This window comes from Kribbella sp. NPDC104740, from assembly GCF_055583505.1.
On sequence record NZ_JBVJNV010000002.1, the window covers coordinates 353,982 to 380,578 of the forward strand.

The following is a 26,597-nucleotide window of genomic DNA, read 5'->3' on the forward strand; positions in this document are numbered from 1 at the left end:
TGCGCTCACGCACGGGTGCCGACAGCAACCAGTGGATCAGTGCAGCAGCGGGTCGATCGCAGCCGCGATGAACAGCAGAGCCAGGTAGATGTTGGAGAAGTGGAAGAGGCGCATGGGGCGCAACGCGGCACCTTCGGCGCCGGTGTGGGCGCGGGAAAGCAGTGCGAAGGCCTCTCGCAGGAACACGACACCGAGGACGACAGCGGCCAGCGGGTAGACGAAGCCGGTGTCGGCGACCGGCCACAGGGCCAGGGACGTGATGACCATCAGGACGCTGTAGACCGCGATCTGGCGGGCGGTCTGGACCGGTGTGGCCACCACCGGGAGCATCGGGACGTCGACCGAGGCGTAGTCCTCGCGGTAGCGCATCGCCAGGGCCCAGGTGTGCGGGGGCGTCCAGAGGAAGACGACGCCGAAGAGGACCAGCGGGGTCCAGGCGAGCTCGTTGGTGACGGCGGTCCAGCCGATCAGGGTCGGGAAGCAACCGGCGATACCGCCCCAGACGATGTTCTGGACCGTACGGCGCTTCAGCACCATCGTGTAGACGAAGACGTAGAACAGGTTCGCCACCAGGGCGAGCACCGACGACAGCCAGTTGACGAAGAAGCCGAGCTCCAGCGTCGCGAGGACGCCGAGGACGATGCCGAAGACCATCGCGGAGCGGGGGCTGACCGCGTGCCGGGGCAGCGGGCGGCGCCTCGTGCGGCGCATCTGCTCGTCGATGTCGCGGTCGAGCACGCAGTTGATGGTGTTCGCGCTGCCGGAGGCGAGGATCCCGCCGACCAGGGTGGCGGCGACGACGCCCAGCCCGGGGACTCCCCCGGCGGCCAGGAACATCACCGGCACGGTGGTGATCAGCAGCAGCTCGATGATGCGCGGCTTGGTCAGTCCGACGTACGCCTTGATCACGTCGCGTACCGACGGGCCGGGCACCTCATGGGGAGCGGTCTCGGTCGGCAGCGGCGCCGGGTACGACGTCGTCGCGGCTGGACGCGGGTCGACGGCCGTCACGAACACCTCGAACTCAGTGGGGTTGACGCCGGGGACCGGCGCTGACGGTTAGAGAGTCTACGACGGCCCGTAGGAGGTGCCGAACCGGCCCCTGCCGCAGTCAGTTGACGGGTGCTGGTGACCTAGCAGACAACAAGACTGGTTACACACTTGGGAACAACAGTTACGACATCCGGGTTGCCAGGGATGAAGGGTGATCAGGAGGCTGGCGAGTAGGCTCGCAACGATCATCTGTGCCCCAGGAAGTTGCCATCGAGAGGAGCGCCGTCGGCGTGACGGAGAAGACCAGCAGCAAGCTTGAATGGACCGATGTCGACCAGCGCGCGGTCGACACCGTACGGGTCCTCGCGCTGGACGCCGTGGAGAAGGTCGGCAACGGCCACCCGGGAACGGCGATGAGCCTCGCGCCGGCCGCGTACCTGCTGTTCCAGAAGGTGATGCGGCACAACCCGGCCGACCCGCACTGGACCGGCCGCGACCGTTTCGTCCTCTCGGCCGGGCACTCCAGCCTGACCCTCTACATCCAGCTGTACCTGGGCGGTTTCGGCCTCGAGCTGGACGACCTCAAGTCGCTGCGCACCTGGGGCAGCGCGACGCCCGGCCACCCGGAGTACAGCCACACCCCCGGTGTCGAGACGACCACCGGCCCGCTCGGCCAGGGTGTCGGCAACGCGGTCGGCATGGCGATGGCGGCCCGCCGCGAGCGCGGTCTGTACGACCCCGAGAGCGCCAAGGGCGAGAGTCTGTTCGATCACAACATCTACGTGATCGCCTCCGACGGTGACCTGGAGGAGGGCGTGTCCTCCGAGGCCTCGTCGCTGGCCGGGCACCAGAAGCTCGGCAACCTGACGGTGATCTACGACGCGAACAAGATCTCCATCGAGGACGACACCAACATCGCGTTCTCCGAGGACGTCGCCGCCCGCTACGCGGCGTACGGCTGGGACGTGCACGACGTCGACTGGACCAACGGCGGCACCGGGTACGAGGAGAACGTCCAGGCCCTGTACGACGCGATCGAGGCCGGGCACGCGGTGACCGACAAGCCGACCTTCATCCGGCTGCACACCATCATCGGCTGGCCGGCGCCGAACGCGCAGAACACCGGCAAGATCCACGGCTCGGCCGCGGGGGCCGCCGAGGTCGCGGCCACCAAGGAGGTGCTCGGTTTCGACCCGGAGCAGTCCTTCCAGGTCGCCGACGACGTGATCGCGCACACCCGTCAACTGGTCGAGCGCGGCAAGGCGCTCGAGGCCGAGTGGACCACCAAGTACGACGCGTGGCGCACGGCCGCTCCCGAGCAGGCCGCCCTCCTGGACCGGCTCTCGAAGCGTGAGCTGCCGGCCGGCTGGAAGGACGCGCTGCCGAGCTGGGAGGCCGACGCCAAGGGTGTCGCCACCCGCGCCGCGTCCGGCGAGGTGCTGACCAAGGTCACGCCGGAGCTGCCGGAGCTGTGGGGCGGTTCGGCCGACCTCGCGGGCTCGAACAACACCACTCCCAAGGGCCAGCCGTCGTTCATCCCGGCCGAGCACGCCACCAAGGAGTTCCAGGGCGACGAGTACGGCCGGGTCCTGCACTTCGGTATCCGTGAGCACGGCATGGGCTCGGTGCTGAACGGCATCGCCCTGCACGGCGGCACCCGCCCGTACGGCGGCACGTTCCTGGTCTTCAGCGACTACATGCGCCCGGCCGTCCGGCTGGCCGCGCTGATGAAGCTGCCGGTCACCTACGTGTGGACCCACGACTCGATCGGTCTCGGCGAGGACGGCCCGACCCACCAGCCGGTGGAGCACCTGGCCGCGCTGCGCGCGATCCCGGGCCTGGACGTGGTCCGCCCGGCCGACGCGAACGAGACCGCCGCCGCCTGGGCGCAGATCCTGGAGCACACCGACCGCCCGGCCGGCCTGGTGCTGACCCGGCAGAACGTGCCGACCTTCCCGCGCGGGACCGACGGCTACGCGACGACCGAGAACGTGCACAAGGGCGGGTACACGCTGCTCGACACCGACGGTACGCCGGACGTGGTCCTGATCGGGACCGGTTCGGAGCTGCAGCTGGCCGTCGAGGCCCGCGCCAAGCTGGCCGACGAGGGCATCAAGGCCCGGGTCGTCTCGCTGGTCTCGCGGGAGTGGTTCGACGAGCAGGACGACGCCTACCGCGACTCGGTGATCCCGCCGGCGGTGAAGGCCCGGGTCTCGGTCGAGGCCGGGATCAAGCTCGGCTGGCGCGAGATCGTCGGCGACGCCGGGCGCAGTGTCAGCCTGGAGCACTACGGCGCTTCGGCCGACTACAAGCGGCTGTACTCGGAGTTCGGCATCACCGCCGAGGCCGTCGTACAGGCCGCGAAGGACAGCATTGCCGCGGCAGCCGAGCTCGGTGGCAGCGGTGTACCGGCAGGACGTGCCGCGGCCGGACCGGTCGGTCCGGCGGACACCTACGCCGCCAACTGACAACCCAGAATTTCGGAGGCTTCGGACAATGAACGACCGTTTGAAAGACCTCGCCGACGCCGGCGTCTCGATCTGGCTCGACGATCTCTCCCGTCAGCGGCTGACCAGCGGCAGCCTGGCCACCCTGATCCACGACCAGCACGTGAGCGGGGTGACCACGAACCCGACGATCTTCGCCAAGGCGATCTCGGACGCCGGCGCCTACGCCGAGCAGGTCACCCGCCTCGCGAACGAGGGGGTTTCCACCGACCAGGCGATCCGCGTCATCACCACCGACGACGTCCGGGACGCCGCGGACCTGTTCAAGCCCGTGTACGACGACACCGACGGTGTCGACGGCCGGGTCTCGATCGAGGTCGAGCCGGGTCTGGCCCGCGACACCGCGAAGACGATCGAGCAGGCCAAGCTGCTCTGGGACATCGTCGGCCGCGAGAACGTCTTCGTGAAGATCCCGGCCACCAAGGAAGGCATCCCGGCGATCGCCGAGACGCTGGCCGCCGGGATCAGCGTGAACGTGACGCTGATCTTCTCCCTCGAGCGCTACAAGGCGGTCGCGGACGCGTTCCTGACCGGCCTGGAGAAGGCCCTCGACAACGGGCACGACGTGACCAAGCTGGCCAGCGTCGCGTCCTTCTTCGTCAGCCGGGTGGACACCGAGATCGACAAGCGACTCGACGCCATCGGGACCGACGAGGCCAAGGCCCTGAAGGGCAAGGCCGGGATCGCCAACGCACGGCTCGCGTTCGAAGCGTACGAGGAGATCTTCGCCTCGGACCGCTGGCGCGAGATCGAGACCGCCGGTGCCAAGCCGCAGCGGCCGCTGTGGGCCTCGACCGGCGTCAAGGACCCGGCGTACAAGAGCACCATGTACGTCGAGCAGCTGGTCACCGCCGGCGTCGTCAACACGATGCCGCAGGCAACGATCGACGCGGTGGCGGCCGAGGGCGAGATCACCGGTGACACCGTGCGCGGCGACTACGCCGGCGACCGCAAGGTGATCGCCGACCTGGAGAAGCTGGGCATCTCGTACGACGAGGTCGTGCAGCTGCTCGAGGACGAAGGTGTCAGCAAGTTCGACGCCTCCTGGTCGGAGCTGCAGAACACCGTCACCGCGGCCCTCAAGGCGGCGGCCAAGTGAGCACTCCCGCAGTCAGCACCGCCAACGGCGACTGGGCGGCGACGATCGACCGGCTGGTGTCGGAGAAGATCGCCTCCCGGATCGCCGCGAAGGACGCCACCATCTGGGGTCCGGAGGCCGAGTCGGAGTCGGCGATCCGGCTCAGCTGGGTCGACCTGCACGACTCGTCCCGGCCGCTGCTGGCCGAGATCGAGGCCCTGCAGGCCGACCTGCGGGCCGAGGGCCTGGACCGGATCGTCCTGGCCGGGATGGGCGGCTCGTCGCTCGCGCCGGAGGTGATCACCCGGACGGCCGGCGTCGAGCTGGTCGTGCTGGACTCCACCAACCCGAGCGTGATCGCCCGGGCCCTGGCCGGGGACCTGCAGCGCACGGTGATCGTCGTCTCCAGCAAGTCCGGCGGCACGGTCGAGACCGACAGCCAGCGCCGGGTCTTCGTGAAGGCCTTCACCGACGCGGGCATCGACGCTTCCTCGCGGGTCGTCGTCGTCACCGACCCGGGATCGCCGTTCGAGAAGCTCTCGGCCGACGAGGGCTACCGCAAGACCTTCCTGGCCGACCCGCACGTCGGTGGGCGCTACAGCGCGCTGACGGCGTTCGGTCTGGTCCCGTCGGCGCTGGCCGGCGCGGACGTGGCCGAGCTGCTCGACCAGGCGGCCGAGGCGGCACCGGCGCTGCAGGCCGACTCCGCCGACAACCCGGCGCTGATCCTGGGCGCCGTCCTGGCGGCGAGCGCGGGCCGGGACAAGGCGATCATCGCGGCCGAGGGGTCCGACATCGTCGGCTTCCCGGACTGGGCCGAGCAGCTGATCGCCGAGAGCACCGGCAAGAACGGCAAGGGTGTGCTGCCGGTCGCGGTGAAGGGCGTGCACGCGCCCGAGCTGCACAGCACGGCGTCCGACCTGGTCCACGCGCTGCTGGCCGACAAGGCCAACAGCGACGTACCGACCGCTCTCACGTCGGGTCCGCTCGGCGGGCAGTTCCTGCTCTGGGAGACGGCGACCGCGGTCGCCGGGTACCTGCTCGGGATCAACCCGTTCGACCAGCCCGACGTGGAGAGCGCCAAGAAGGCCGCGCGTGGTCTGCTCGACGCGCAGCCCGAGCCTGAGCCCGCGGCGTTCACCGACGGTTCCATCGAGGTCCGCGGCACCGACGGTCTGCTCGACGGTGTCGACACGGCCGAGGGCGCGCTCGACGCGCTGCTCGGCCGGCTCGCCGACGACGGGTACCTGGCCGTGATGGCCTACCTGGACTCCGAGCGCGACGAGAGCCTGATGGCGATCCGCCCGGCGCTCGCGGCGAAGACCGGTCGCCCGGTCACCTTCGGCTGGGGCCCGCGCTTCCTGCACTCGACCGGCCAGTACCACAAGGGCGGCCACCCGCAGGGCGTGTTCCTGCAGATCACCACCTCGGAGACCGCCGACGTGGAGATCCCGGACCGGCCGTTCAGCTTCGGCACGCTGATCTCCGCGCAGGCCGCGGGTGACGCCGGGGTGCTCGCCGAGCGCGGCCGCCCGGTGCTGCGGCTGCACCTGACCGACGCGCAGGCCGGCGTACAGCAACTGATCCACCTACTCGACGCCCACGACAAGTCGGAGGCTGGCGGCAAATGACCGCTGAACTCACTGAAGAGCCGACCGGTCCGGTGAACCCGCTCCGGGATCCCCAGGACCGGCGGCTCCCCCGGATCGCCGGGCCCTCCAGCCTGGTGATCTTCGGAGTCACGGGCGACCTGGCCCGCAAGAAGCTGATGCCGGCCATCTACGACCTGGCGAACCGGGGGCTGCTGCCCCCGGGCTTCGCCCTGGTCGGGTTCGCCCGGCGCGACTTCACCAACCAGGACTTCGCGCAGATCGTCCACGACTCCGTCAAGGAGCACGCGCGGACGCCGTTCCGCGAGGAGGTCTGGCAGCAGCTGGCCGAGGGCTTCCGGTTCGTTCCGGGTGACCTCACCGACGACGAGGCGTTCAAGCGGCTGCGGGAGACCGTGGACGAGCTGGACGTCAACCGCGGTACCGGCGGCAACCACGCGTTCTACCTGTCGATCCCGCCGGGCCTGTTCCCGCAGGTGGTCGAGAAGCTCAAGCAGCACGGCCTGGCCGACGAGACCCCGGGGTCCTGGCGGCGGGTGGTGATCGAGAAGCCGTTCGGCCACGACCTGAAGAGCGCCCGTGAGCTGAACCAGGTCGTCGAGTCGGTCTTCCCGCCCGAGGCGGTCTTCCGGATCGACCACTACCTGGGCAAGGAAACCGTCCAGAACATGCTGGCGCTGCGGTTCGCCAACGCCATGTTCGAGCCGGTCTGGAACAGCCACTACGTCGACCACGTCCAGATCACGATGGCCGAGGACATCGGCATCGGCGGCCGGGCCGGGTACTACGACGGCATCGGCGCGGCCCGGGACGTGATCCAGAACCACCTGCTCCAGCTGCTCGCGCTGGTCGCGATGGAGGAGCCGGTCAGCTTCGACGCCTGGTCGCTGCGGCAGGAGAAGAAGAAGGTGCTGGCGGCCGTCAAGCTGCCGGACCGTCTCGACCTGCACACCGCCCGTGGCCAGTACGCCGCCGGCTGGGCCGGGGGCAGCAAGGTCAAGGGCTACCTGCAGGAGGACGGCATCCCGAAGGACTCCGCCACGGAGACCTTCGCCGCGATGCGCGTCGACGTCGACACCCGCCGCTGGGCGGGCGTCCCGTTCTACCTGCGGACCGGCAAGCGGCTCGGCCGCCGGGTGACCGAGGTCGCGGTGATGTTCAAGCGCGCACCGCACCTGCCGTTCACCAAGACCGAGACCGAGGAGCTGGGCCAGAACGCCCTGGTGATGCGGATCCAGCCCGACGAGGGCATCACGATGCGGTTCGGCGCCAAGGTGCCGGGCACGATGATGGAGATCCGCGACGTGAACATGGACTTCGCCTACGGCGGGTCGTTCACCGAGTCCTCCCCGGAGGCCTACGAGCGGCTGATCCTGGACGTGCTGCTCGGCGACCCGCCGCTGTTCCCGCAGCACACCGAGGTCGAGCTGGGCTGGAAGATCCTGGACCCGGTGATCAACTACTGGGCCGAGCACGGCCAGCCGGAGCAGTACGCCTCCGGTGACTGGGGCCCGGACTCCGCCCACGAGATGCTCGCCCGCGACGGACGCGCCTGGAGGCGGCCATGATCATCGACCTGACCGGTACGACGTCGAGCGAGATCGCGTCGGCCCTGATCAAGGCCCGCCGCAACGCGGGCTCGCCGGCGATGGGCATGGTCGGCACGATCGTGGTCGTCGTCGACGAGGCGTCCCACCACGACGCGATGAAGGCCGCGAACGAGGCCGGCCGCGAGCACCCGTCGCGGGTGCTGGTCGCGATCCTGCGGCCCGGCCGCGGCGACGGCGGGCTGGACGCCGAGGTCCGCGTCGGCGAGGGCGTCCCGGGTGAGGCGGTGCTGCTGCGGCTGCACGGCGAGCTCGCGAAGGTGCCCGAGTCGGTCGTGACACCGCTGCTGCTCCCGGACTCCCCCGTCATCGTCTGGTGGCCGGGCGGTGGGCCGAAGGTGCCCGCCACCGACCCGCTGGGCAAGCTCGGCCGGCGCCGGGTCACCGACGCCGCGGCGACGCGGCGGGCCTCGGTGGACTTCTCGGCCCGGGCCGAGGGCTACCAGCCGGGTGACACCGACTTCGCGTGGGCGCGGCTGACGCCGTGGCGCGCGCTGATGGCGGCGGCCCTGGACCAGTACCCGGCGCACGTCACGGGCGCGGAGGTCGTGTCGGCCAAGGGCAACCCGAGCGCCGACCTGATGGCCGCGTGGCTGCAGTGCAAGCTCGGCGTCGCGGTCGAGCAGAAGAACTCGCGCGGCCCGGGTCTGACCGCCGTCCGGCTGTTCACGCCGGCCGGCCCGATCGAGCTGAGCCGGCCGGACGGGGCGATCGCCACGTTCAGCGTGCCGGGTCAGCCGGACCGTCCGGTCGCGCTCAAGCGCCGTACGCCGTCCGAGCTGCTCAGCGAGGAGCTGCGGCGGCTCGACCCGGACGACGTGTACGCGCAGACGCTGGCCTGCATGGTCGAGCGGGAGGCGATGCCGGCCGACGCGAAGAAGGTCAGCGCGGCGGATCGCCGGTCGGCGCAGTCCGCGGCCGAGAAGGCGGCGGTCCGGACGGCGGCGGTGAGCGGCAAGGCGGCCTCGACGGCGCTGGAGGCGCACGCGGCGGACGCGAAGAAGCCTGCCCCGAAGGCCGCGGCCAAGAAGGCGGCGGCGAAGAAGACGAGCGCCGCGGCGAAGTCGGCCCGCAAGAAGGCACCGGCGGCCAAGCAGGCGACCACCAAGAAGGCCGCGGCCAAGAAGGCCACCGGCAAGCGGGTGGCCGGGCGCTCATGACCGACGAGGTGAGCGGCGCGGGCGCGCCGGCCGTGCTGGTCGCGCCCGACGCCGACGCGCTGGTCGCGGCCGTCGCGGCGCGGTTCGTGACGCGGCTGATCGACGTCCAGGCCGACGGCCGGGTGGCGCACGTCGTACTGACCGGTGGGCGGGTGGCCGCTGCCGTGTACCGGGCGGTGGCCGAGTCCCCCGCCCGGGCGGCGATCGACTGGCAGCGGGTCGAGTTCTGGTGGGGTGACGAGCGGTTCCTGCCCGAGGGTCACGCCGACCGGAACGCCACTCAGGCCTGGGAGGCGCTGCTGTCGAAGGTCGAGGTGGACCCGGCCAAGGTGCACGAGATGGCGGCCGACACCGGTCAAGGCCCAGAGGCAGCAGCGACGGCGTACGCCGAGCAACTGGCGGCTGCCGCCACAGCGTCGGGCGAAGTACCAGCTTTCGACTTGTTGATGCTGGGCGTCGGGCCCGACGGGCACGTGGCTTCGCTCTTCCCCGGCTTCCCGCAACTCGCCGTCGACGACACCTCCGCGGTGGCCGTGCACGACTCCCCCAAGCCGCCGCCGACGCGGGTCTCGCTGACCTTCCCGGCGCTGGCCTGGGCGGCCGAGGTGTGGTTCGTGGTGTCGGGTGACGACAAGGCGGACGCCGTCCGGACGGCCTTGTCCGGTGGCGACGTTCCTGCGGCGACGCCGCAGGGGAATTCCCGCACTTTGTGGCTGCTCGACGCCGCCGCCGCTTCAAAAATCAAGTAATTCGCGGTGTAAGCTCCGCGGCATGTTCAAACGCCTGATTGCCGTCACGTCCGGATTGACCCTGGCCGTGACGGCATTCGCCGTTTCCGGCGGCGACGACGTCCAGGCCGCGACCAGCATTCTCATGGGTGTGCACGACAAAACCGCGCCCGCCGAGCTGGGCAAGCGCTACCCCGGCGTGCAGGCGACGAGAGAGTTCGTCGACGGCGTGCAGAAACCCACCGTCGACCTGCGGAAGAAGTACGACGCCGTGGCGAAGAGGTCCTGGACGGCCGGGCTGATCCCGTTCGTCAGCATCAAGACCGACCCGGCGAAAACCGGCACCGGTGCGTACGACGCGCGATTCCGCGAGCTCGCGGAATGGTTGAAGAACAAACCCGAAACTTATTTCATCTGGTACCACGAGCCGGAGGACGACATGTCCGGCCCGGTCTTCGCGAAAGCCTTTCAGCGGGTTCGGGCCACGATGAAAGCCGTGAATCCCGGCGTCAAGGTCGGCTATTCCGCGATGGCCTATCAGTGGGGTCATCCGAAATCCACCAAGGACCCGAAGCCGTGGCGGGTGGCGGCGGACTTCTACGGCGCTGACACCTACAGCGGCGGCACCCAGCCGGCGACCGCGATCCTGTCCGAGCACAAGGGCCACCAGCGCTGGTACGACGAGCTGGTGCTCGAGACGCCGGGCGCCTCGACCAAGTGGGGCCTGACCGAGCGCGGCTTCAAGGGATCCAAGAGCGACGCCCAGCGGGCCGCGACCATCGACCGCGAGACGGCGTACCTGAAGACGCTGAAGACGGCGCCGAGCTTCTACCTGTACTGGAACACGCCCGGGACCGAGGGCGACGCCGACCTGGTGAACGGCCCGAAGGCCCAGGCCGCCGTCGCCCGGCTGGTCGCGGCGTTCTAGCCGACCTCGGCGGCCTCGACCTCGGGCTCCGGCTCGGCGGTCCGGCCCTCGGCCCGCGCCTCGATCGCCTTCTGGATCTGGAAGCGGGCCACGAACGACACCACCAGCGCGACGAACAGCAGCACCATCGCCAGCGCGACGCCACCGGTCGGCGGCGGGTCCGCCTCCAGGCCGACCTCCTCGCGGGCCGAGCCGTTCAGGAACGGCATCACCGCGAGCACGCCGAGGCCGAGCACCGACTCGATCAGCACCACCTTCGGGAAGTGCCCGAGCACCAGGTGGAACAGACCGCGCCGGTCACCCGCGGCGCGCACCCGCGCGATCTTCGGCAGCAGCACGGCCTCGTTGAACGCGCCGAGCCCGAGGATCGAGAACACCAGCAGCACCTTGAGCAGCAGGTACTTGCCGTACGTCGTGGACAGGATGTCGCCCACCGAGACCGACCCGACTGCCATCCAGGCCTCGAGCAGGCCGGAGACCAGCAGCACCGTCACGCAGACCTGCGCCATGATGCTGAACCGCTGCCACACCGATGCCCAGATCAGCCCACCGGTGTCCTGGGCCAACTGCTTGCGGCTCAGAGCGAGCCCGGACAGCACGATCAGCGCGCCGATCCAGAAGCCGCCGGCGTACGGGTGCAGGGTGGTGACCAGGTGGCTGGCGAAGTACGCCGCCTCGAGGTCGGCCGGGCGGCTCGGGACCATCAGGAACAGCGCGGCGACCAGGATCACCACGACGCCGACGCCCGCGATCTTGTCGACGTACCGGCGGACCGGCTTCAGGAACAGGCTCATCAGCAGCAGCGCACCGAGGCTGTAGATCAGCGCCTGCAGCCCGGCGGTGACGCCGGAGAACCACCAGGCGTTCTTGAGTGCCGCGGTCTGCAGGTAGTCCCAGATCGCCGACGGCGCCATCCCCTCGGAGAACTCCATGCCCTTGGTGGCGCGGGTGACCTTGCCGGCGAACTGCGGGTACGTCGCGAGCAGCAGCGCGGTCCCGGCGATCGCGAGCAGGATCGCCGAGCGGTTCCGCAGCACGCGGCGGTCGGCCTCCGAGCCGCTCCGCTTCAGCGTGGGCCGCAGGACGAAGGTGTGGAACAGGACGCTGCCGCCGGCCAGACCGGTACTCAGGAAGTAGCAGGACTTGGTCAGGATTCGCCAGAGCTGGGGGTAGGTGTACGCCACCTCGACCAACAGTGCCACGAGGGCCTCCTTCGAAGCGCCGGATCCAGGCGGGAAACGGCGGTACCGAAAGTTACAAGCAAACCATCTCTTGTATCCACCATTACATCCAGAGTGTGGACACCTTTCGGCCGGGGCCGAAGCGAGGCTCGGGCAGGATGGCCGGATGACGACCTTTCGGGAGCTGCACAGCGGTGCCTTCGTGATGCCGAACGCCTGGGACGCCGGGAGCGCGATCGTGCTCGCCGAGGCCGGGTTCCCGGCGCTGGCGACGACCAGCGCGGGGATCGCGTTCTCGCTCGGCGCCGGTGACCACACGCTGCCCGCGGGCGCGCCGGCGGTGCCGGCCGACGTGATGTTCGAGCGGATCGAGGAGATCACCCGCGCGGTCGGCGTACCGGTGAACGGGGATCTGGAGGACGGGTACGGCGCGCGGCCGGAGGACGTCGCGGGCACGATCCGCCGCGCTCGCGAGGTCGGGCTGGCCGGCGGGAACATCGAGGACTACGACGGACGCGAGCTGTACGACGAGCAGCTGTCGGTCGAGCGGATCGTGGCCGCGCGGGAGGCGGCCGGGCCGGACTTCGTGCTGACCGCGCGCACGGACGGGCAGCTGCTCGGTGCGCCCACTCCCCTGGCGGACTCGATCCGCCGGGCGAACCTGTTCCGGGAGGCCGGCGCGGACTGCCTGTACGTGCCGGGGGTGACCGACCTGGAGCAGCTGAGGCTGCTGGTCCGGGAGATCGACGGACCACTGAACGTGGTGATCGGGCTGGGCACGTCGACGTTGACCGTCGGGCAGCTGCAGGAGCTCGGGGTGACGCGGATCAGCCTCGGTGGGAGCATCGCGCGGGCCGCGCTCGGGTTCGTACGGCGAGCTGCCGAGGAACTGCGAGACCAGGGCACCATCACGTTCGCCGAGCAGCAGATCCCGCAGGGCGAGCTCAACCAGCTGTTCGCGAGGTACGGCAACGCGAACACCCGGGCGGCCCACTGAGGGCCACCCGGGTGTCGGCGACGACCGGCTAGAAGATGATCTCGCCGTTGGCGCGACGGGTGCGCAGGCGTTCCAGGGCCTCTTCGAGGATCTGGGCGGCCTCCTGCTCGCTGCGCCGTTCCTTCACGTACGCCAGGTGCGTCTTGTACGGCTCGATCTTCGGGGGCGGCGGGGGGTTGTTCACGTCGGTGCTGGTCGGAAGACCGCACCGCGGACAGTCCCACGCCTCCGGGATGGCCGCCTCGACCGCGAACACCGTCGCGGTCTCGTGGCCGTTGGCGCAGAAGAACACGATCCGCTGCCGGGGCGCGGACTCACCGCGCTCCGCCTCGCCCATCGGTCCTGCTCCGACCCTGCTGCCACGAATGGCGCCACCACTACCAGCCACGACTACGCCTGCCTCAGCCGAGCTTGTAGAGGAGGCCGAGCGCGACGATGGCCGCGAACCAGATCAGACCGACCCCGATCGTGATCCGGTCCAGGTTCCGCTCGGCGACCGAGGATCCGCCCAGGCTGGACGACACCCCACCACCGAACAGGTCGGAAAGGCCACCTCCGCGGCCTTTGTGCAGCAGCACGAGCAGCGTCAGGATCAGGCTGCAGATGACGACGACGATCTGAAAAGCGAGAATCACGAGGAGTAGCCTAACTGAAGGTCCAGGTAACGGCAGATACCGGCGAACTCGTCCACCTTGAGGCTCGCTCCCCCGACCAGGCAGCCGTCGACGTCCGGCTGGGCCATGATGCCACCTGCGCTGCTCATCTTCACCGACCCGCCGTACAGAATCCGCACCGAATCGGCAACGGCCGGCGAGTAGGTCGTCTCCAGCCGGGCCCGGATCGCCGCGCAGACCTCCTGCGCGTCCTCCGGGGTCGCGACCTCGCCGGTGCCGATCGCCCAGACCGGCTCGTAGGCGATCACGAGCTTGCGCACGTCGTCGGCCTTCAGGCCGGCCAGCGCGCCGTCGATCTGGTTCACGCAGTGCTCGACGTGACCGTCGGCCTTGCGGATCTCCAGGCCCTCGCCGACGCAGACGATCGGGGTCAGGCCGGCGGCCAGCGCCTTGGTCGCCTTCGCGTTCACCAGCGCGTCGTTCTCACCGTGGTACTGACGGCGCTCGGAGTGACCGACCAGGACGTAGGTGCAGCCCAGCTTGGTCAGCATCGCGGCCGAGATCTCGCCGGTGTAGGCGCCCTCGTCGTGCACGGACACGTCCTGCGCGCCGTAGACGATCTTCATCCGGTCGCCGTCGACGAGCGTCTGCACGCTGCGGATGTCGGTGAACGGCGGCAGCACCGCCACCTCGACCCGCTCGAAGTCGTGCTTCTTGTCCTGCAGCGTCCAGCTCAGCTTCTGCAGCAGGTGCACGGCCTCGACGTGGTTGACGTTCATCTTCCAGTTGCCCGCCATCAACGGCGTCCGGGCAGCAGTGTCAGCCATCAGTCCTCTTCCAGCACAGCGAGACCCGGGAGCTCCTTGCCCTCCAGGTATTCCAGCGACGCGCCACCCCCGGTGGAGATGTGCCCGAACTGGTCGTCGGCGAAGCCCAGCTGCCGTACGGCGGCGGCCGAGTCGCCACCTCCGACGACACTGAGTCCGTCCACCTCGGTCAACGCGGCGGCCACCGCCTTGGTTCCGCCGGCGAACGCCTCCATCTCGAAGACCCCCATCGGGCCGTTCCAGAAGACGGTCTTGGCCGCGGCGATCTCGGCGGCGAACGCCTGGCCGGAGTCCGGGCCGATGTCGAGACCGAGCTGGTCGGCCGGGATCGCGTCGGCGGCGACCACGGTCGCGGGCGCGTCGGCCTTGAACTCCGGCGCCACCACGATGTCGGTCGGCAGCACGATCTCGACGCCCTTGGCCTTCGCGGTCTCCAGGTAGCCCTTGACCGTGTCGAGCTGGTCGTCCTCGAGCAGGCTCTTGCCGACCTCGTGGCCCTGGGCCTTGAGGAAGGTGAAGACCATGCCGCCACCGATCAGCAGCTTGTCGGCCTTGGCCAGCAGGTTGTCGATCACCGCGAGCTTGTCCGACACCTTCGCGCCGCCGAGCACCACGACGTACGGGCGGGCGGGCTCCTCGGTGAGCTTCTTCAGCACCTCGACCTCGGCCAGCACCAGGCCGCCGGCGGCGTGCGGGAGCTTGCGGGCGACGTCGTACACGCTGGCCTGCTTGCGGTGCACGACACCGAAGCCGTCGCTGACGAACACGTCGGCCAGCCCGGCCAGCTCGTCGGCCAGAGCGGCACGCTCGGCCTCGTCCTTGCTCTCCTCGCGCGGGTCGTAGCGCACGTTCTCGAGCAGCAGCACCTCGCCCTCGTCCAGCTCCTGGACGGCTTCCTGGGCGCTCTCGCCGGTGACGTCGGTGGCGAAGTGCACCTTGACGCCCTCGGGCTGGAGCAGCTCGCCGAGCCGCTTCGCAACCGGGGCGAGGGTGAACTCCGGGTTCGGCGTGCCCTTCGGGCGGCCCAGGTGCGCGGTCACGATCACCTTGGCGCCGGCCTTGGCCAGCTTCAGCAGGGTCGGCACCGAGGCGCGGATCCGGCCGTCGTCGCCGATCTGGTCGCCCTTGATCGGCACGTTCAGGTCGGAGCGGACCAGCACCCGCAGGCCGGCCACGTCGCCGAGATCTTCGATGGTCTTCACAGGTTCTCAGGTCCTCTGTCGAAACAGGCTTGCGCCCGGAGTGGCCGTCAGGCCGTCCGGACGCAAGCTGTGGAAAGGAAGAACGTCAGAGCGAGGCGCCGACGTAGGTGACCAGGTCGACGAGGCGGTTGGAGTAGCCCCACTCGTTGTCGTACCAGCCGACGACCTTGACCTGGTTGCCGATCACCTTGGTCAGGCCGGCGTCGAAGATGCAGGAGGCCGGGTCGGTGACGATGTCGCTCGACACGATCGGGTCCTCGGTGTAGCGCAGGTAGCCCTTGAGGGCGCCCTCGGCCGCGGCCTTGACGGCGGCGTTGACCTCTTCGGCGGTGGTCTCCCGGCCGACGTTGACGGTCAGGTCGGTGGCCGAGCCGGTCGGGATCGGGACCCGCAGCGCGTAACCGTCGAGCTTGCCCTTGAGCTCGGGCATGACCAGGCCGATCGCCTTGGCGGCACCGGTCGAGGTCGGGACCACGTTCAGCGCGGCGGCGCGGGCGCGACGCAGGTCGCTGTGCGGACCGTCCTGCAGGTTCTGGTCCTGGGTGTAGGCGTGGACCGTGGTCATCAGGCCCTGCTGGATCTCGAACGCGTCGTGGATGGCCTTGGCCATCGGGGCGAGGCAGTTCGTGGTGCAGGAGGCGTTCGAGATGACGGTGTGCTTGTCGGCGTCGTACAGCTCGTGGTTGACGCCCATCACGACGGTCAGGTCCTCGTTCTTCGCCGGGGCGGAGATGATGACCTTCTTGGCGCCGTTGTCAGCGTGCGTCTTGGCCTTGGTGGCGTCGGTGAAGAAGCCGGTCGACTCGATCACGATGTCGGCGCCGACGTCGGACCACTTCAGGTTGGCGGGGTCGCGCTCGGCGAACGCCTTGAAGGTGTGGCCGGCGGCGGTGATGTCGTCGTCGGTCGCGGTGACGTCGCCCGGGAAGCGGCCCAGGATCGAGTCGTACTTCAGCAGGTGGGCCAGGGTCTGGTTGTCGGTCAAGTCGTTGACGGCGACGACCTCGATGTCGGCACCGGACGCCTGCACGGCGCGGAAGAAGTTACGGCCGATCCGGCCGAAGCCGTTGATACCTACGCGTACGGTCACGGGACTACGTCTCCTTGAACTAGCTGTCGAGCACTGCCGCTACAGCCGAAACACTAGCCCAACAGCCCACTTGCTCCACTGGTAGCGTCCACATGAGACCACCCCGAGGTCCGCAAGGACCACCGGACCAGACCACCACACGCACAGCGGCCCCGGGGAGTTCCCGGGGCCGCCGCATGAATACCAGTAGTCCCACTGGTGACGATCAGGCCGGGTCGAGCATCTCCGGGGTCAGGTTGGCCTCGGTGTTCGGGATGCCCAGGTCGGAGGCCCGCTTGTCGGCCATCGCCAGCAGGCGGCGGATCCGGCCGGCGACCGCGTCCTTGGTCAGCGCCGGCTCGTGCAGCTGGCCGAGCTCCTCGAGGCTGGCCTGCTTGTGCTCCAGCCGGAGCTTGCCCGCCACCTGCAGGTGGTCCGGTACGTCGTTCCCGAGGATCTCCAGCGCCCGCTCGACCCGCGCACCGGCGGCGACAGCGGCCCGCGCCGAACGCCGCAGGTTGGCGTCGTCGAAGTTGGCCAGCCGGTTCGCGGTCGCGCGCACCTCGCGGCGCATCCGGCGCTCCTCCCAGGCCAGCACCGACTCGTGCGCACCCAGCCGGGTGAGCAGCGCGCCGATCGCGTCGCCGTCGCGGATCACCACGCGGTCGACGTTGCGCACCTCGCGCGCCTTCGACCCGATCCCGAGCCGCCGCGCGGCACCGACCAGCGCGAGCGCGGCCTCCGGTCCCGGGCAGGTCACCTCGAGCGACGAGGAGCGCCCCGGCTCGGTCAGCGACCCGTGGGCCAGGAAGGCACCGCGCCAGGCCGCCACGGCGTCGCAGGACGCCCCGGAGACCACCGCGGGCGGCAGCCCCCGGACCGGACGGCCGCGGTTGTCGACCAGGCCGGTCTGCCGGGCGAGCGCGTCGCCGTCGCGGACCACGCGGACGACGTACTTGGTCTGCTTGCGGATCCCGGACGGCGAGATCACCACCACCTCGGACGGGTGGCCGAAGATCTCCGCGATGTCCTTGCGCAGCCGGCGGGCGGCCCGGGCGCTGTCCAGCTCGGCCTCCACCACGATCCGGCCGGAGACGAGGTGCAGCCCGCCCGCGAAGCGCAGGACCGAGGAGACCTCGGCCTTGCGGCAGCAGGGTTTGGTGACCTGGATGCTGGTCAGCTCGGACTTCACCTGTGCTGTCATCGCCATGTACGAAATCCTCCCACTGCTGTCAAAGACCCTCGCCCGGTAATCGGACCAACCATCGCCGCGGGCCAGGTGTTCCCCCGGGTTCAACGTCCCCACCCGGACCGGTGTTACGCGATTGCCCCGAGGTTCGTGGCAACCTTTCGGGGTACGGCTGTCGTTCCTCTTCCGACAGCCACGGGAGGAGCACGGATGCGACGACGCAGTGAGGCGGACTTCACGGAGTTCGCGTCAGCGGCTCTGCGCCGCCTGCGCCGTACGGCGTACCTGATGTGCGGTGACTGGCACCGCGCCGAGGATGCGGCCCAGGACGCCCTGGTCCGGATCTACCGCGCGTGGGACCGGCTCGACCACACGGCGGGGCTGACCACCTACGCGCACCGCGCGGTGGTGTCGGTGGTGCTCGACCAGGCCAAGCGGCCCTGGCGCCGGGAGTTCTCCGAGGACTCGGTGCCGGACCGCTCGCTGGCCGACCACTCCGGCGCCGTCGACGAGCGGCTCGCGGTGGTGCAGGCGCTGGCCGGGCTGCCGGAGCGGCAGCGGGCCTGCGTGGTCCTGCGGCACTACGCCGACCTCAGCATCGAGGAGACCGCGCAGGTGCTCGGCATCGGCACCGGCGCGGTCAAGAGCCAGACCTCCCGCGGTCTCACCGCACTGCGCGAGCAGCTGAACCGGCCCGACCTGGTGACAGGCGACGGCGACGACGCGGCCGCGATCAACGACAACGAAGGGGTGCTGTCATGAGCAGCGACATCAAGGACCTGCTGGACTCGGCGGCCGACGACTCGGCCGAGCCGATGCGGCACACCGTCGACGACGTGCTTCGTCGCGGCCGCAAGAGCCAGCGGGTCCGCCGGTTCGGTGCCGTCGCGCTGAGCGCGGTCGCGGTCGCCGGTGTCGCCACGGCGGTCGCCGTGCTGCCCGGCCAGGGCGGCGACGACACCCCGGCCGCCGGGCTCGGCCTTCCGGCCGACACGGTGACCGTCGACGCCAAGACCGGCGAGGTCCTCCCCGGCAAGATCGGGCTGAGCGACGCCCAGGTGCTCGAGCGCTGCTCGGCCGCCGACAGCCAGTACCGGCGCAGCGTCGGCCAGGCCGGCGGCGGCTCGGACTCGATCGACAGCTGGAAGGTCGCGGTCTCCCAGGGCGCCGGCAGCTGGTTCCAGGCCGTCCTGGTCTCCCCCGACCGGCAGCGCTTCGCCTACTGCCTGGACAACAGCGCGAGCACCGGCCCGAAGGACGACTACCAGCGCCAGGCGGTGACCGCCGACAAGGCGTACGTCGTCTGGGCCGACGGCAACGGCTCGAAGGGCGTCGTCCCGGCCGGGGTGAGCAAGGTCGACTTCAAGACCGCCGACGGCGCGCTGACGCCGGCCGTGGTCAACGACGGCTTCTTCCTGTGGTCCTCGCGCCGGACGGCGGTCGGCGACCCGTCGGCGCCGATCTGGGCGATCTTCTCCGACGCCCAGGGCCGCGAGGTCGCCCGCTTCAACGCGAACCCGTTCCAGAACGACCAGGTCGGCGTCCCCGGCGGCAAGCCGGCCGAGCGCGCCCCGGTCTTCCCGAAGCGCTGAGCGCACGCGGGCCGGCGCTGAGCCGGCCCGTCCCACGACGCTGAATCCGGCCGGCCCCGATCTGAGGGGTTCGGGGCCGCCGGGTTCAGGCGAACAGTTCGCGGTAGATCTTCGCCAGCTTGGCGGAGTCGTGGTGCAGCTGCTGGTGGTCGTCGGCGATGTCCGCGACCACCAGTTCCGCGCCGAGCGAGCTCGCCGTACGCCGTAACGACGCCGGGTCGGGCACGTGGCCCTCGTCGGCGAGCACGACATCGATCCGCAGCTCCGGGGCGTGCGCGGCCAGCACCTCGAGGTGCGTCTCGGGAGAGAACCCGTCGGTCTCGCCCTTCTGCTCGCCCAGGTTGAGTGTCACCAGCCGGCGCGCGCTGGTCTGCTCCAGCCCACGGCACAGCGCCGGGACGAGCAGGTTCGGGATCACCGACGTGAACCACGAGCCCGGCCCGACGACGACCCAGTCGGCCTCGGCGACCGCGACCAGCGCCTCCGGACAGGCCGGCGGATCGGCGGGGTCGAGCGCGACGTCGACGACGTGCCCCTCGGTCGTGGCGACCTCGGTCTGGCCGCGGATCTCCGTGATCGCCTCCGGGTGCGCCGGATCGAGCCCGATCACGCGCGCGGTGATGTCCAGCGGTACGGCGGACATCGGCAGCACCCGGCCCTGCGCGCCCAGCAGCCGGGCGACCCAGTCGAGCCCGTCGACAGCCTCGCCGAGCAGCTCCCAGAGGGCGACGATCAGCAGGTTCCCGACCGCGTGGTCGTGCAGCGCGCCGTCGCTGCGGAACCGGTGCTGGAGCACGTCGGCCCAGGTCCGGCCCCACTCGTCGTCGCGGCAGAGCGCGGCCAGCGCCATCCGCAGGTCCCCCGGCGGCAGTACGCCGAGCTCCTTGCGCAGGCGCCCCGACGAACCGCCGTTGTCAGCGACCGTGACGACGGCGGTCAGCTGGTCGGTGACCTGACGCAGCGCAGACAGATTCGCGGCGAGACCGTGCCCGCCGCCCAGTGCGACAACCCGTGGGGCTCTCGTCACTCCCGCCCCAGATCTCTGTGCACCACCAACGTCGGTGACCCCTTCTCCCGCAGGCGGCGCCCGATCTCCTCGGCCATCGCCACACTCCGGTGCTTTCCACCGGTGCAGCCGATCGCGACCGTGACGAACCGCTTGCCCTCGTTCAGATAACCGGTCCGCAGGGTGTCCAGCACGTCCACGTAGTTCTGCAGGAACTGCTGGGCCAGCGGATGACCGAGGACGAAGTCTGACACAGGTTTGTCCTGGCCGGTCATCGGGCGCAGGTCGGGCTGCCAGTACGGGTTCGGGACGAAGCGCATGTCGGCCACCACGTCGGCGTCGACCGGGATGCCGTACTTGAAGCCGAACGACACCACGGTCGCCCGCAGCTCGGCGTTCTCCTCGTCGCCGAAGGCGTTCACGATCTTCGCGGCGAGCTGGTGGATGTTCAGGTTCGAGGTGTCGATCACCAGGTCGGCGCCGGCCCGGATGTCGCCGAGCAGCGCGCGCTCGCGCTGGATCCCGGTCAGCAGCCGGCCCTCGCCCTGCAGCGGGTGCGGGCGCCGGACGCTCTCCTGGCGGCGCACGATCACGTCGTCGCTGGCCTCCAGGAACAGCACTTGCGGCCGGTACCCCTTGGTCCGCAGGTCTTCCAGCGCACCACCGAGCTCATCGAAGAACATCCCGGTCCGGACGTCGACGACGACGGCCAGCCGCGGCGAGGCGCCGGTGCCGACCACCTGCTCGACGATCGTGGTCAGGAACATGGGTGGCAGGTTGTCGACCACGAACCAGCCGAGGTCCTCCAAGACGTCGGCGACCGAGCTGCGGCCGGCGCCGGACATCCCGGACACGATGATCAAGTTGCCACTGGACTGGTCCATCAGTTTCGGATCTCCCCGTTCGGCGGACCGGCGGGCCCCGGTCCGTCGTCGTCCAGTATCTCGCCTGTGGCGGTGTTCACCGACGGCGCCCGGCCGGTGTCGGCCTTCGTTGCGGCAGCGTTCACCGCGATGATCACCGACTCCGCCGTCCGGCGGCCGAACCCGGGCAGGTCGGCGACCTCGTCGACGGTCGCCGACCGGAGCTTGCGCAGCGAGCCGAAGTGCCGCAGCAGGGTCTTGCGGCGGACCTCCCCCAGCCCCGGTACGTCGTCCAGCACGCTCTCCACCATCGACTTCGAGCGCCGGTTGCGGTGGTGGGTGATCGCGAACCGGTGCGCCTCGTCGCGCAGCCGCTGGAGCAGGTAGAGCCCCTCGGAGGTCCGGGAGAAGATCACCGGGTCCTCGTCGTCGGGCAGCCAGACCTCCTCGAGCCGCTTGGCCAGGCCGCAGACCGGGATGTCGCCGAGACCGAGCTCGTCCATCGCCTGCCGCGCGGCCGCGACCTGCGGCGGACCACCGTCGACGACCACCAGACCCGGCGCGTACGAGAACTTCTTCGCCCGCCCGGTCTCGGGGTCGATCAGGTTCGCGGTCGGGTCCTCGTCCTCGGGGACGGTCGCGCGCTCGTCCAGCAGCCGCTTGAACCGGCGGGTCAGCACCTCGGCGATCGAGGCGACGTCGTTCTGCCCCTCGACCCCCTTGATCACGAACCGCCGGTACTCGCTCTTGCGCGGCAGCCCGTCCTCGAAGACCACCATCGAGGCGACCACCTCGGTGCCCTGCAGGTTCGAGACGTCGTAGCACTCCAGCCGCAGCGGCGCCTCGGGCAGGTCGAGCGCGGCCTGGATCTCCTCCAGCGCCTGGTTGCGGGTGGTCAGGTCGCTGGCCCGCTTGGTCTTGTGCATGGTCAGCGTCTGCAGCGCGTTCCGCTCGACGGTCTCCATCAGCGCCTTCTTGTCGCCGCGCTGCGGCATCCGGATCGAGACCCGCGACCCGCGCAGCTCCGACAGCCACTCGGTCAGCGCGTCCTCGTCGTCCGGTACGACGGGCACCAGGATCTCGCGCGGGATCGCGTCGGCGCTCTCGGCGGCGTACATCTGCTGGATGAACCGCGAGACCAGGTCGCCGGTGGTCGCGGTGCCGTCGGCCTTGTCGGCGATGAACCCGCGCTGGCCGCGGATCCGGCCGCCGCGGACGTAGAAGATCTGCACCGCGACCTCGAGCGGGTCCTCGCTGAGCGCGACCACGTCGGTGTCGGTGCCGTCGCCGAGGACGACCGCGTTCTTGGCCAGCGCCTTCTCCAGCGCGGCCAGGTCGTCGCGGATCTTCGCGGCCCGCTCGTACTCCAGCTCGGCCGCCGCGGCCTTCATCTCCTTCTCCAGCCGGCGCACGTAGGTCGCGGTCTGGCCGGACAGGAACGCGGCGAAGTCGTCGACGATCTGCCGGTGCTCCTCCTGGCTGACCTGGCCGGTGCAGGGCGCGGCGCACTTGCCGATGTAGCCGAGCAGGCAGGGCCGGCCGATCTGGCGGTGCCGGTTGAAGACGCCCTTGCTGCACGAGCGCATCGGGAAGACCCGGAGCAGCAGGTCGACGGTCTCGCGGATCGCCCAGGCGTGGCTGTACGGGCCGAAGTACCGGATGCCCTTCTTCTTCTGGCCGCGGCCGACCATCACCCGCGGGTACTCCTCGTTGAGGGTGATCGCGAGCCACGGGTAGGACTTGTCGTCCCGGTACTTCACGTTGAACCTCGGGTCGTACTCCTTGATCCAGGAGTACTCCAGCTGCAGCGACTCGACCTCGGTCGAGACCACGGTCCAGTCGACCTTCGCCGCGGTGGTCACCATCGACTGGGTCCGCGGGTGCAGGTTGGCCAGGTCCTGGAAGTACGACGACAGCCGGGCGCGCAGGTTCTTCGCCTTGCCGACGTAGATCACCCGGCCGCCGGCGTCGCTGAAGCGGTACACCCCGGGCGAGTCGGGGATGGAGCCCGGAGCCGGGCGGTACGACGATGGATCAGCCACCGCACCACCCTAGTTCGCCGCGCCGACAACGCTCGCGCGTACTGGCTCCACCAGCGAAAAGTCTCCACTGCAGCTTCAATGAGACGCTTGAAGGCATGAACCTCGGCGAGTACCTCGACCGGCCCGGCGGCCGGACCCTGACCGCGCACGGCGACACGTTCTGGATCTACGACCCGGCCGGCGACCTCCCGCCCGAGCGGCAGATGCCGTGGGCCACCCTGGTCACCTCCGACGTCTACGACAGCGCCTCGAACCTAGACCGGCCCGGGGTCGAGCGGCTCAACCTCGGGCTGCCGAAGGCCGACTACCTCGACCTGTTCCCTTCGATCCCGGACGACCTCGACCACACCGCGCTCGACACCGTGATGCCACATCCGGTCTACGCCCCGCAGTACTGGATCTGCGTCGTCTCGCCGTCGGAGGCGACACTGAAGGAGCTCGTGTCGCTGGTCGACTCGGCGTACGCGTTCGCCGTCCGCAAGTACGACAACTTCCGGAAGCGCTGACGTCTCGGCCCGGCTGAGATCTTGTTACGGCTTCCACTCTGCTCCCGGTCGGTGGCGCCGCCGCCCGGGACCGCGGTTCTAGCGTCGACGGTGACCCGCTGTGTGCCGAGTCAGGGAGTCACCGATGAAGCCGTTCACCACCTCGCGCTCGCTGGCCGGCGCGCTCACCGCTGTCCTGGTCTGCTCCACGGCCCTCCCCGCCGTCGCGCGGGTCGCCCCGGAGACCGACCGGTTCGCGCCGACCGTCCTCGAAGCCGACAGCCCGACAGCGGTCCCGGGCAGCTACATCGTCGTGCTCAGCGGGACGCCGTCGGAGGACATGACCCGGGCCACCAACCGCAGCCTCGCGTCGACGTACGACGTGACCGTACGGCGTGAGTTCCACGCGTCGGTGCGCGGCTTCTCGGCCGCGATGAGCCCGGAGCAGGCGCAGCAGGTCGCCGCGGACCCGCGGGTCGGCTTCGTGCAGCAGAACCAGGTGCTCAAGGCAACGCAGGACGACCCGCCGTGGGGCCTCGACCGCAGCGACCAGCGCACGCTGCCGCTGGACGAGAAGTTCGAGTCCGACACCACCGCGAGCACCGTTCACGCCTACGTGATCGACACCGGGATCTACGCCGAGCACAAGGACTTCGGCGGTCGCGCCTCGATCGGGACCGACACCATCGGCGACGGCCAGAACGGCGTCGACTGCGCCGGGCACGGCAGCCACGTGGCGGGCACGATCGCCGGCACCAAGTACGGCGTGGCCAAGGCCGCGAAGGTGGTCGGCGTCCGGGTCCTCGACTGCTCCGGCAACGGGACCACCGAGTCGGTCGTCGCCGGGGTCGAGTGGGTCACCACGAACGCGGTGAAGCCCGCGGTCGCGAACATGAGCCTGGGCGGCAGCACCGATCCGGCCCTGGACGCCGCGGTCAAGGCGTCGGTGGCCTCGGGCATCAACTACGCCGTTGCTGCGGGCAACGAAAGCGCGGACGCCTGCGGAGTGTCGCCGTCCCGGGAGCCGTCGGCGGTCACCGTCGGGGCGACCGACCGCAGCGACACCCGGGCGAACTTCTCGAACTACGGCGCCTGTGTCGACCTGTTCGGGCCGGGGGTGGACATCGAGTCGGTCGGGATCACCGGGCCGGAGGCAACCGACACCAAGAGCGGGACGTCGATGGCGACACCGCACGTGGCGGGCGCGATCGCCCTGTACCTGGCGGACAACCCGGAGGCGACGCCCGAGCAGGTGACGAAAGCGTTGCTGGAGGCAGCGACCTCGGACGCCGTCAAGGATCCGGGGACCGGGTCGCCGAACAAGCTGCTCTACCTGGTGCCGCCGACGCCGGTCACTCCTCCCCCGGTGACGCCGACCCCGACTCCCACTCCGACCGAGACCCCCGTGGTGACGCCGAGCACGACGCCGGTCGGCACGCCGAGCAGCACGTTGCGGTCGCCCGACGGTTCTGTTGCGGAGCGCCCCATACCTCGGAACTGATCACCGGTTGGGATGAGCGGCGAGCACGGTCTGTCACCCAGGGTGTACGGCAGGACCGAGCGTGAGGCACCGGGCCGCACGCAACTCGCAGAGGGAGATACCGCCCATGTCCCCGTACATCTCGTCCCGCCGTACCAGAGCAGTGCTCGGCGGCGTCGCCGCGTCAGCGCTGGCCGTCACCGGATTGGTGACCACCGGACTGGCCAGCAATGCCGACGAGCCGGCTACCGCAACCGTCCGCGGCGCCGGCAGCGCGACCGCCATCCCCGGCAGCTACGTCGTCGTCCTGAAGGGCGAACGGTCCGTCGCGGCGACCAAGGCCACCACCCAGAGCCTGGCGGCGTCGTACGACGCGACCGTGCGCAAGCAGTTCAGCGCGTCGATCCAGGGTTTCTCCGCGTCGATGAGCGAGGAGCAGGCCAAGAAGCTGGCCGGTGACGAGCGGGTCGCGTTCGTGCAGCAGAACCAGACGATGAAGGCGAACCAGGACAACCCGCCGTGGGGCCTGGACCGGGCCGACCAGCGTGACCTGCCGCTGGACAAGAAGTACACCGGCTCGTCGACCGCCGAGAACGTGAACGTCTATGTGATCGACACCGGCATCTACCCCGACCACAAGGACTTCGGCGGCCGGGCCTCGGTCGGTACCGACACCGTTGGCGACGGCAAGGAAGGTATCGACTGCGCCGGGCACGGCAGCCACGTCGCGGGCACGATCGCCGGTGAGACCTACGGTCTGGCCAAGGGCGCGAAGGTGTTCGGCGTCCGGGTGCTCGACTGCGCCGGCTCGGGCTCGACCGAGTCCGTGGTGGCCGGGATCGAGTGGGTGACCGCGAACGCGAAGAAGCCGGCCGTGGCCAACATGAGCCTCGGTGGCGGTGCGGACGCGGCGCTGGACGCGGCGGTCAAGGCGTCGGTGGACTCCGGGGTCACGTACGCCGTTGCGGCCGGCAACGAGACCGCGGACGCCTGCACCACCTCCCCGGCCAAGGAGCCGTCGGCGATCACGGTCGGCGCGACCGACGACACCGACGCCAAGGCGTCGTTCTCGAACTTCGGCAAGTGCGTCGACCTGTTCGCGCCGGGGGTCGACGTGGAGTCGGTCGGGATCACCGGGCCGGACGCGACCGACACGATGAGCGGTACGTCGATGGCCACGCCGCACGTCGCCGGCGGGGTCGCGCTCTACCTGGCCGACCACCCGGACGCCAAGCCGGCCGACGTGGCCACCGCGCTGCTCGGCGCCTCGACGCCGGACAAGGTCGGCGAGCCGGGCGCGGGCTCCCCGAACAAGCTGCTCTTCGTCGGCGCCGTCGACCCGGCAACCCACAACTAACCCCTCAAACCGTCTTTGGGCACCGCTCAGCCACCAGAACCCCGAATTCTTGGCTGGGCGGTGCCCAAAGACGAAGGTGAGG

General features: G+C 70.3%; 24 protein-coding genes. 13 read left to right on the plus strand and 11 right to left on the minus strand.

Going from position 1 to position 26,597, the window contains the following annotated elements:
• Positions 1 to 36 precede the first annotated feature (36 nt).
• On the minus strand, positions 37 to 1,011 hold the full coding sequence (locus tag ACZ6Z4_RS11285; protein WP_465561551.1) for a heme o synthase: 975 nt from the start codon (positions 1,009 to 1,011) through the stop codon (positions 37 to 39).
• 272 nt (positions 1,012 to 1,283) lie between these two features.
• Here ACZ6Z4_RS11285 and tkt point away from each other — a divergent pair, with 272 nt between their 5' ends.
• From tkt to ACZ6Z4_RS11320, 7 genes are read left to right on the plus strand one after another with little or no spacing between them, the layout of a single operon-like run.
• Complete coding sequence (tkt, locus tag ACZ6Z4_RS11290; protein WP_465561553.1) at positions 1,284 to 3,461, plus strand: transketolase; 2,178 nt, start codon at positions 1,284 to 1,286, stop codon at positions 3,459 to 3,461.
• 28 nt (positions 3,462 to 3,489) lie between these two features.
• A complete protein-coding gene (gene tal, locus ACZ6Z4_RS11295) occupies positions 3,490 to 4,599 on the plus strand; it encodes a transaldolase (RefSeq protein ID WP_465561555.1) in 1,110 nt (369 codons plus the stop codon).
• A complete protein-coding gene (locus tag ACZ6Z4_RS11300) occupies positions 4,596 to 6,209 on the plus strand; it encodes a glucose-6-phosphate isomerase (protein ID WP_465561557.1) in 1,614 nt (537 codons plus the stop codon). Before tal ends, ACZ6Z4_RS11300 begins: the two co-directional genes overlap by 4 nt.
• Complete coding sequence (gene zwf, locus ACZ6Z4_RS11305; protein ID WP_465561559.1) at positions 6,206 to 7,756, plus strand: glucose-6-phosphate dehydrogenase; 1,551 nt, start codon at positions 6,206 to 6,208, stop codon at positions 7,754 to 7,756. The genes ACZ6Z4_RS11300 and zwf overlap by 4 nt, the downstream gene beginning before the upstream one ends.
• Positions 7,753 to 8,955, plus strand: coding sequence for a glucose-6-phosphate dehydrogenase assembly protein OpcA (locus ACZ6Z4_RS11310; RefSeq protein WP_465561562.1), 1,203 nt, complete (start codon positions 7,753 to 7,755; stop codon positions 8,953 to 8,955). The genes zwf and ACZ6Z4_RS11310 overlap by 4 nt, the downstream gene beginning before the upstream one ends.
• Positions 8,952 to 9,704, plus strand: coding sequence for a 6-phosphogluconolactonase (pgl, locus tag ACZ6Z4_RS11315; RefSeq protein ID WP_465561564.1), 753 nt, complete (start codon positions 8,952 to 8,954; stop codon positions 9,702 to 9,704). Before ACZ6Z4_RS11310 ends, pgl begins: the two co-directional genes overlap by 4 nt.
• A 22-nt stretch (positions 9,705 to 9,726) precedes the next feature.
• Positions 9,727 to 10,611: a hypothetical protein gene (locus ACZ6Z4_RS11320; RefSeq protein WP_465561566.1), complete on the plus strand. Its 885-nt coding sequence runs from the start codon at positions 9,727 to 9,729 to the stop codon at positions 10,609 to 10,611.
• On the opposite strand, the gene ACZ6Z4_RS11325 is transcribed toward ACZ6Z4_RS11320, so the two are convergent.
• Positions 10,608 to 11,813 (minus strand): CopD family protein, encoded by a 1,206-nt coding sequence (locus tag ACZ6Z4_RS11325; RefSeq protein WP_465561568.1) that lies wholly within the window; start codon positions 11,811 to 11,813, stop codon positions 10,608 to 10,610. The genes ACZ6Z4_RS11320 and ACZ6Z4_RS11325 overlap by 4 nt on opposite strands.
• Before the next feature lie 145 nt (positions 11,814 to 11,958).
• Here ACZ6Z4_RS11325 and ACZ6Z4_RS11330 point away from each other — a divergent pair, with 145 nt between their 5' ends.
• Entirely contained in the window at positions 11,959 to 12,789 is an 831-nt protein-coding gene (locus ACZ6Z4_RS11330; RefSeq protein ID WP_465561570.1) for an isocitrate lyase/PEP mutase family protein, read from the plus strand.
• Positions 12,790 to 12,817: 28 nt separating this feature from the next.
• Here ACZ6Z4_RS11330 and ACZ6Z4_RS11335 read toward each other — a convergent pair whose 3' ends face one another.
• The 6 genes from ACZ6Z4_RS11335 to whiA all read right to left on the minus strand — a co-directional run bounded on the left by ACZ6Z4_RS11335 (position 12,818) and on the right by whiA (position 17,711).
• Positions 12,818 to 13,177, minus strand: coding sequence for an RNA polymerase-binding protein RbpA (locus ACZ6Z4_RS11335; RefSeq protein WP_363674072.1), 360 nt, complete (start codon positions 13,175 to 13,177; stop codon positions 12,818 to 12,820).
• A gap of 13 nt (positions 13,178 to 13,190) precedes the next feature.
• On the minus strand, positions 13,191 to 13,424 hold the full coding sequence (gene secG, locus ACZ6Z4_RS11340) for a preprotein translocase subunit SecG (protein ID WP_077013974.1): 234 nt from the start codon (positions 13,422 to 13,424) through the stop codon (positions 13,191 to 13,193).
• Positions 13,421 to 14,230, minus strand: a complete 810-nt coding sequence (gene tpiA, locus ACZ6Z4_RS11345) for a triose-phosphate isomerase (protein ID WP_465561573.1) — start codon at positions 14,228 to 14,230, stop codon at positions 13,421 to 13,423. Before tpiA ends, secG begins: the two co-directional genes overlap by 4 nt.
• A complete protein-coding gene (locus ACZ6Z4_RS11350) occupies positions 14,230 to 15,432 on the minus strand; it encodes a phosphoglycerate kinase (protein WP_465561576.1) in 1,203 nt (400 codons plus the stop codon). Before ACZ6Z4_RS11350 ends, tpiA begins: the two co-directional genes overlap by 1 nt.
• 85 nt (positions 15,433 to 15,517) lie before the next feature.
• Entirely contained in the window at positions 15,518 to 16,522 is a 1,005-nt protein-coding gene (gap, locus tag ACZ6Z4_RS11355) for a type I glyceraldehyde-3-phosphate dehydrogenase (protein WP_465561578.1), read from the minus strand.
• A 205-nt stretch (positions 16,523 to 16,727) separates the two neighbouring features.
• Positions 16,728 to 17,711: a DNA-binding protein WhiA gene (whiA, locus tag ACZ6Z4_RS11360; protein WP_184794734.1), complete on the minus strand. Its 984-nt coding sequence runs from the start codon at positions 17,709 to 17,711 to the stop codon at positions 16,728 to 16,730.
• Between the two features lie 189 nt (positions 17,712 to 17,900).
• Here whiA and ACZ6Z4_RS11365 point away from each other — a divergent pair, with 189 nt between their 5' ends.
• Positions 17,901 to 18,452 carry a SigE family RNA polymerase sigma factor gene (locus tag ACZ6Z4_RS11365; RefSeq protein WP_465561581.1) on the plus strand — a complete coding sequence of 184 codons (552 nt, stop codon included), beginning with the start codon at positions 17,901 to 17,903 and terminating at the stop codon, positions 18,450 to 18,452.
• Positions 18,449 to 19,282 carry a hypothetical protein gene (locus ACZ6Z4_RS11370; protein WP_465561583.1) on the plus strand — a complete coding sequence of 278 codons (834 nt, stop codon included), beginning with the start codon at positions 18,449 to 18,451 and terminating at the stop codon, positions 19,280 to 19,282. Before ACZ6Z4_RS11365 ends, ACZ6Z4_RS11370 begins: the two co-directional genes overlap by 4 nt.
• A gap of 85 nt (positions 19,283 to 19,367) precedes the next feature.
• Here ACZ6Z4_RS11370 and ACZ6Z4_RS11375 read toward each other — a convergent pair whose 3' ends face one another.
• The 3 genes from ACZ6Z4_RS11375 to uvrC are packed head-to-tail and all read right to left on the minus strand — an operon-like array spanning position 19,368 to position 23,193.
• Positions 19,368 to 20,309 carry a gluconeogenesis factor YvcK family protein gene (locus ACZ6Z4_RS11375; protein ID WP_363674056.1) on the minus strand — a complete coding sequence of 314 codons (942 nt, stop codon included), beginning with the start codon at positions 20,307 to 20,309 and terminating at the stop codon, positions 19,368 to 19,370.
• Positions 20,306 to 21,172, minus strand: a complete 867-nt coding sequence (rapZ, locus tag ACZ6Z4_RS11380) for an RNase adapter RapZ (RefSeq protein WP_363674054.1) — start codon at positions 21,170 to 21,172, stop codon at positions 20,306 to 20,308. The genes ACZ6Z4_RS11375 and rapZ overlap by 4 nt, the downstream gene beginning before the upstream one ends.
• Positions 21,172 to 23,193, minus strand: a complete 2,022-nt coding sequence (gene uvrC / locus ACZ6Z4_RS11385; RefSeq protein WP_465561586.1) for an excinuclease ABC subunit UvrC — start codon at positions 23,191 to 23,193, stop codon at positions 21,172 to 21,174. The genes rapZ and uvrC overlap by 1 nt, the downstream gene beginning before the upstream one ends.
• Positions 23,194 to 23,288: 95 nt before the next feature.
• Between uvrC and ACZ6Z4_RS11390 the strand changes: the two genes are divergently transcribed.
• From ACZ6Z4_RS11390 to ACZ6Z4_RS11400, 3 genes are all read left to right on the plus strand, one after another.
• The gene (locus ACZ6Z4_RS11390) at positions 23,289 to 23,699 is read left to right on the plus strand and encodes a DUF6194 family protein (RefSeq protein ID WP_465561588.1); all 411 of its coding nucleotides are present in this window, start codon (positions 23,289 to 23,291) and stop codon (positions 23,697 to 23,699) included.
• A 124-nt stretch (positions 23,700 to 23,823) separates the two neighbouring features.
• Positions 23,824 to 25,179 carry a S8 family peptidase gene (locus tag ACZ6Z4_RS11395; RefSeq protein ID WP_465561590.1) on the plus strand — a complete coding sequence of 452 codons (1,356 nt, stop codon included), beginning with the start codon at positions 23,824 to 23,826 and terminating at the stop codon, positions 25,177 to 25,179.
• Between the two features lie 106 nt (positions 25,180 to 25,285).
• Entirely contained in the window at positions 25,286 to 26,515 is a 1,230-nt protein-coding gene (locus ACZ6Z4_RS11400; RefSeq protein WP_465561592.1) for a S8 family peptidase, read from the plus strand.
• The last annotated feature ends 82 nt before the right edge of the window (positions 26,516 to 26,597 follow it).

What these genes read in the sequence shown, in the direction of transcription:
- tal (WP_465561555.1), top strand. Translation starts at nt 3,490, where the DNA reads ATGAACGACCGTTTGAAAGACCTCGCCGACGCCGGCGTCTCGATCTGG.
- zwf (WP_465561559.1), top strand. Translation starts at nt 6,206, where the DNA reads ATGACCGCTGAACTCACTGAAGAGCCGACCGGTCCGGTGAACCCGCTC.
- ACZ6Z4_RS11310 (WP_465561562.1), top strand. Translation starts at nt 7,753, where the DNA reads ATGATCATCGACCTGACCGGTACGACGTCGAGCGAGATCGCGTCGGCC.
- pgl (WP_465561564.1), top strand. Translation starts at nt 8,952, where the DNA reads ATGACCGACGAGGTGAGCGGCGCGGGCGCGCCGGCCGTGCTGGTCGCG.
- ACZ6Z4_RS11320 (WP_465561566.1), top strand. Translation starts at nt 9,727, where the DNA reads ATGTTCAAACGCCTGATTGCCGTCACGTCCGGATTGACCCTGGCCGTG.
- ACZ6Z4_RS11330 (WP_465561570.1), top strand. Translation starts at nt 11,959, where the DNA reads ATGACGACCTTTCGGGAGCTGCACAGCGGTGCCTTCGTGATGCCGAAC.
- tpiA (WP_465561573.1), bottom strand. Translation starts at nt 14,230, where the DNA reads ATGGCTGACACTGCTGCCCGGACGCCGTTGATGGCGGGCAACTGGAAG.
- whiA (WP_184794734.1), bottom strand. Translation starts at nt 17,711, where the DNA reads ATGGCGATGACAGCACAGGTGAAGTCCGAGCTGACCAGCATCCAGGTC.
- ACZ6Z4_RS11365 (WP_465561581.1), top strand. Translation starts at nt 17,901, where the DNA reads ATGCGACGACGCAGTGAGGCGGACTTCACGGAGTTCGCGTCAGCGGCT.
- ACZ6Z4_RS11370 (WP_465561583.1), top strand. Translation starts at nt 18,449, where the DNA reads ATGAGCAGCGACATCAAGGACCTGCTGGACTCGGCGGCCGACGACTCG.
- rapZ (WP_363674054.1), bottom strand. Translation starts at nt 21,172, where the DNA reads ATGGACCAGTCCAGTGGCAACTTGATCATCGTGTCCGGGATGTCCGGC.
- ACZ6Z4_RS11390 (WP_465561588.1), top strand. Translation starts at nt 23,289, where the DNA reads ATGAACCTCGGCGAGTACCTCGACCGGCCCGGCGGCCGGACCCTGACC.
- ACZ6Z4_RS11395 (WP_465561590.1), top strand. Translation starts at nt 23,824, where the DNA reads ATGAAGCCGTTCACCACCTCGCGCTCGCTGGCCGGCGCGCTCACCGCT.
- ACZ6Z4_RS11400 (WP_465561592.1), top strand. Translation starts at nt 25,286, where the DNA reads ATGTCCCCGTACATCTCGTCCCGCCGTACCAGAGCAGTGCTCGGCGGC.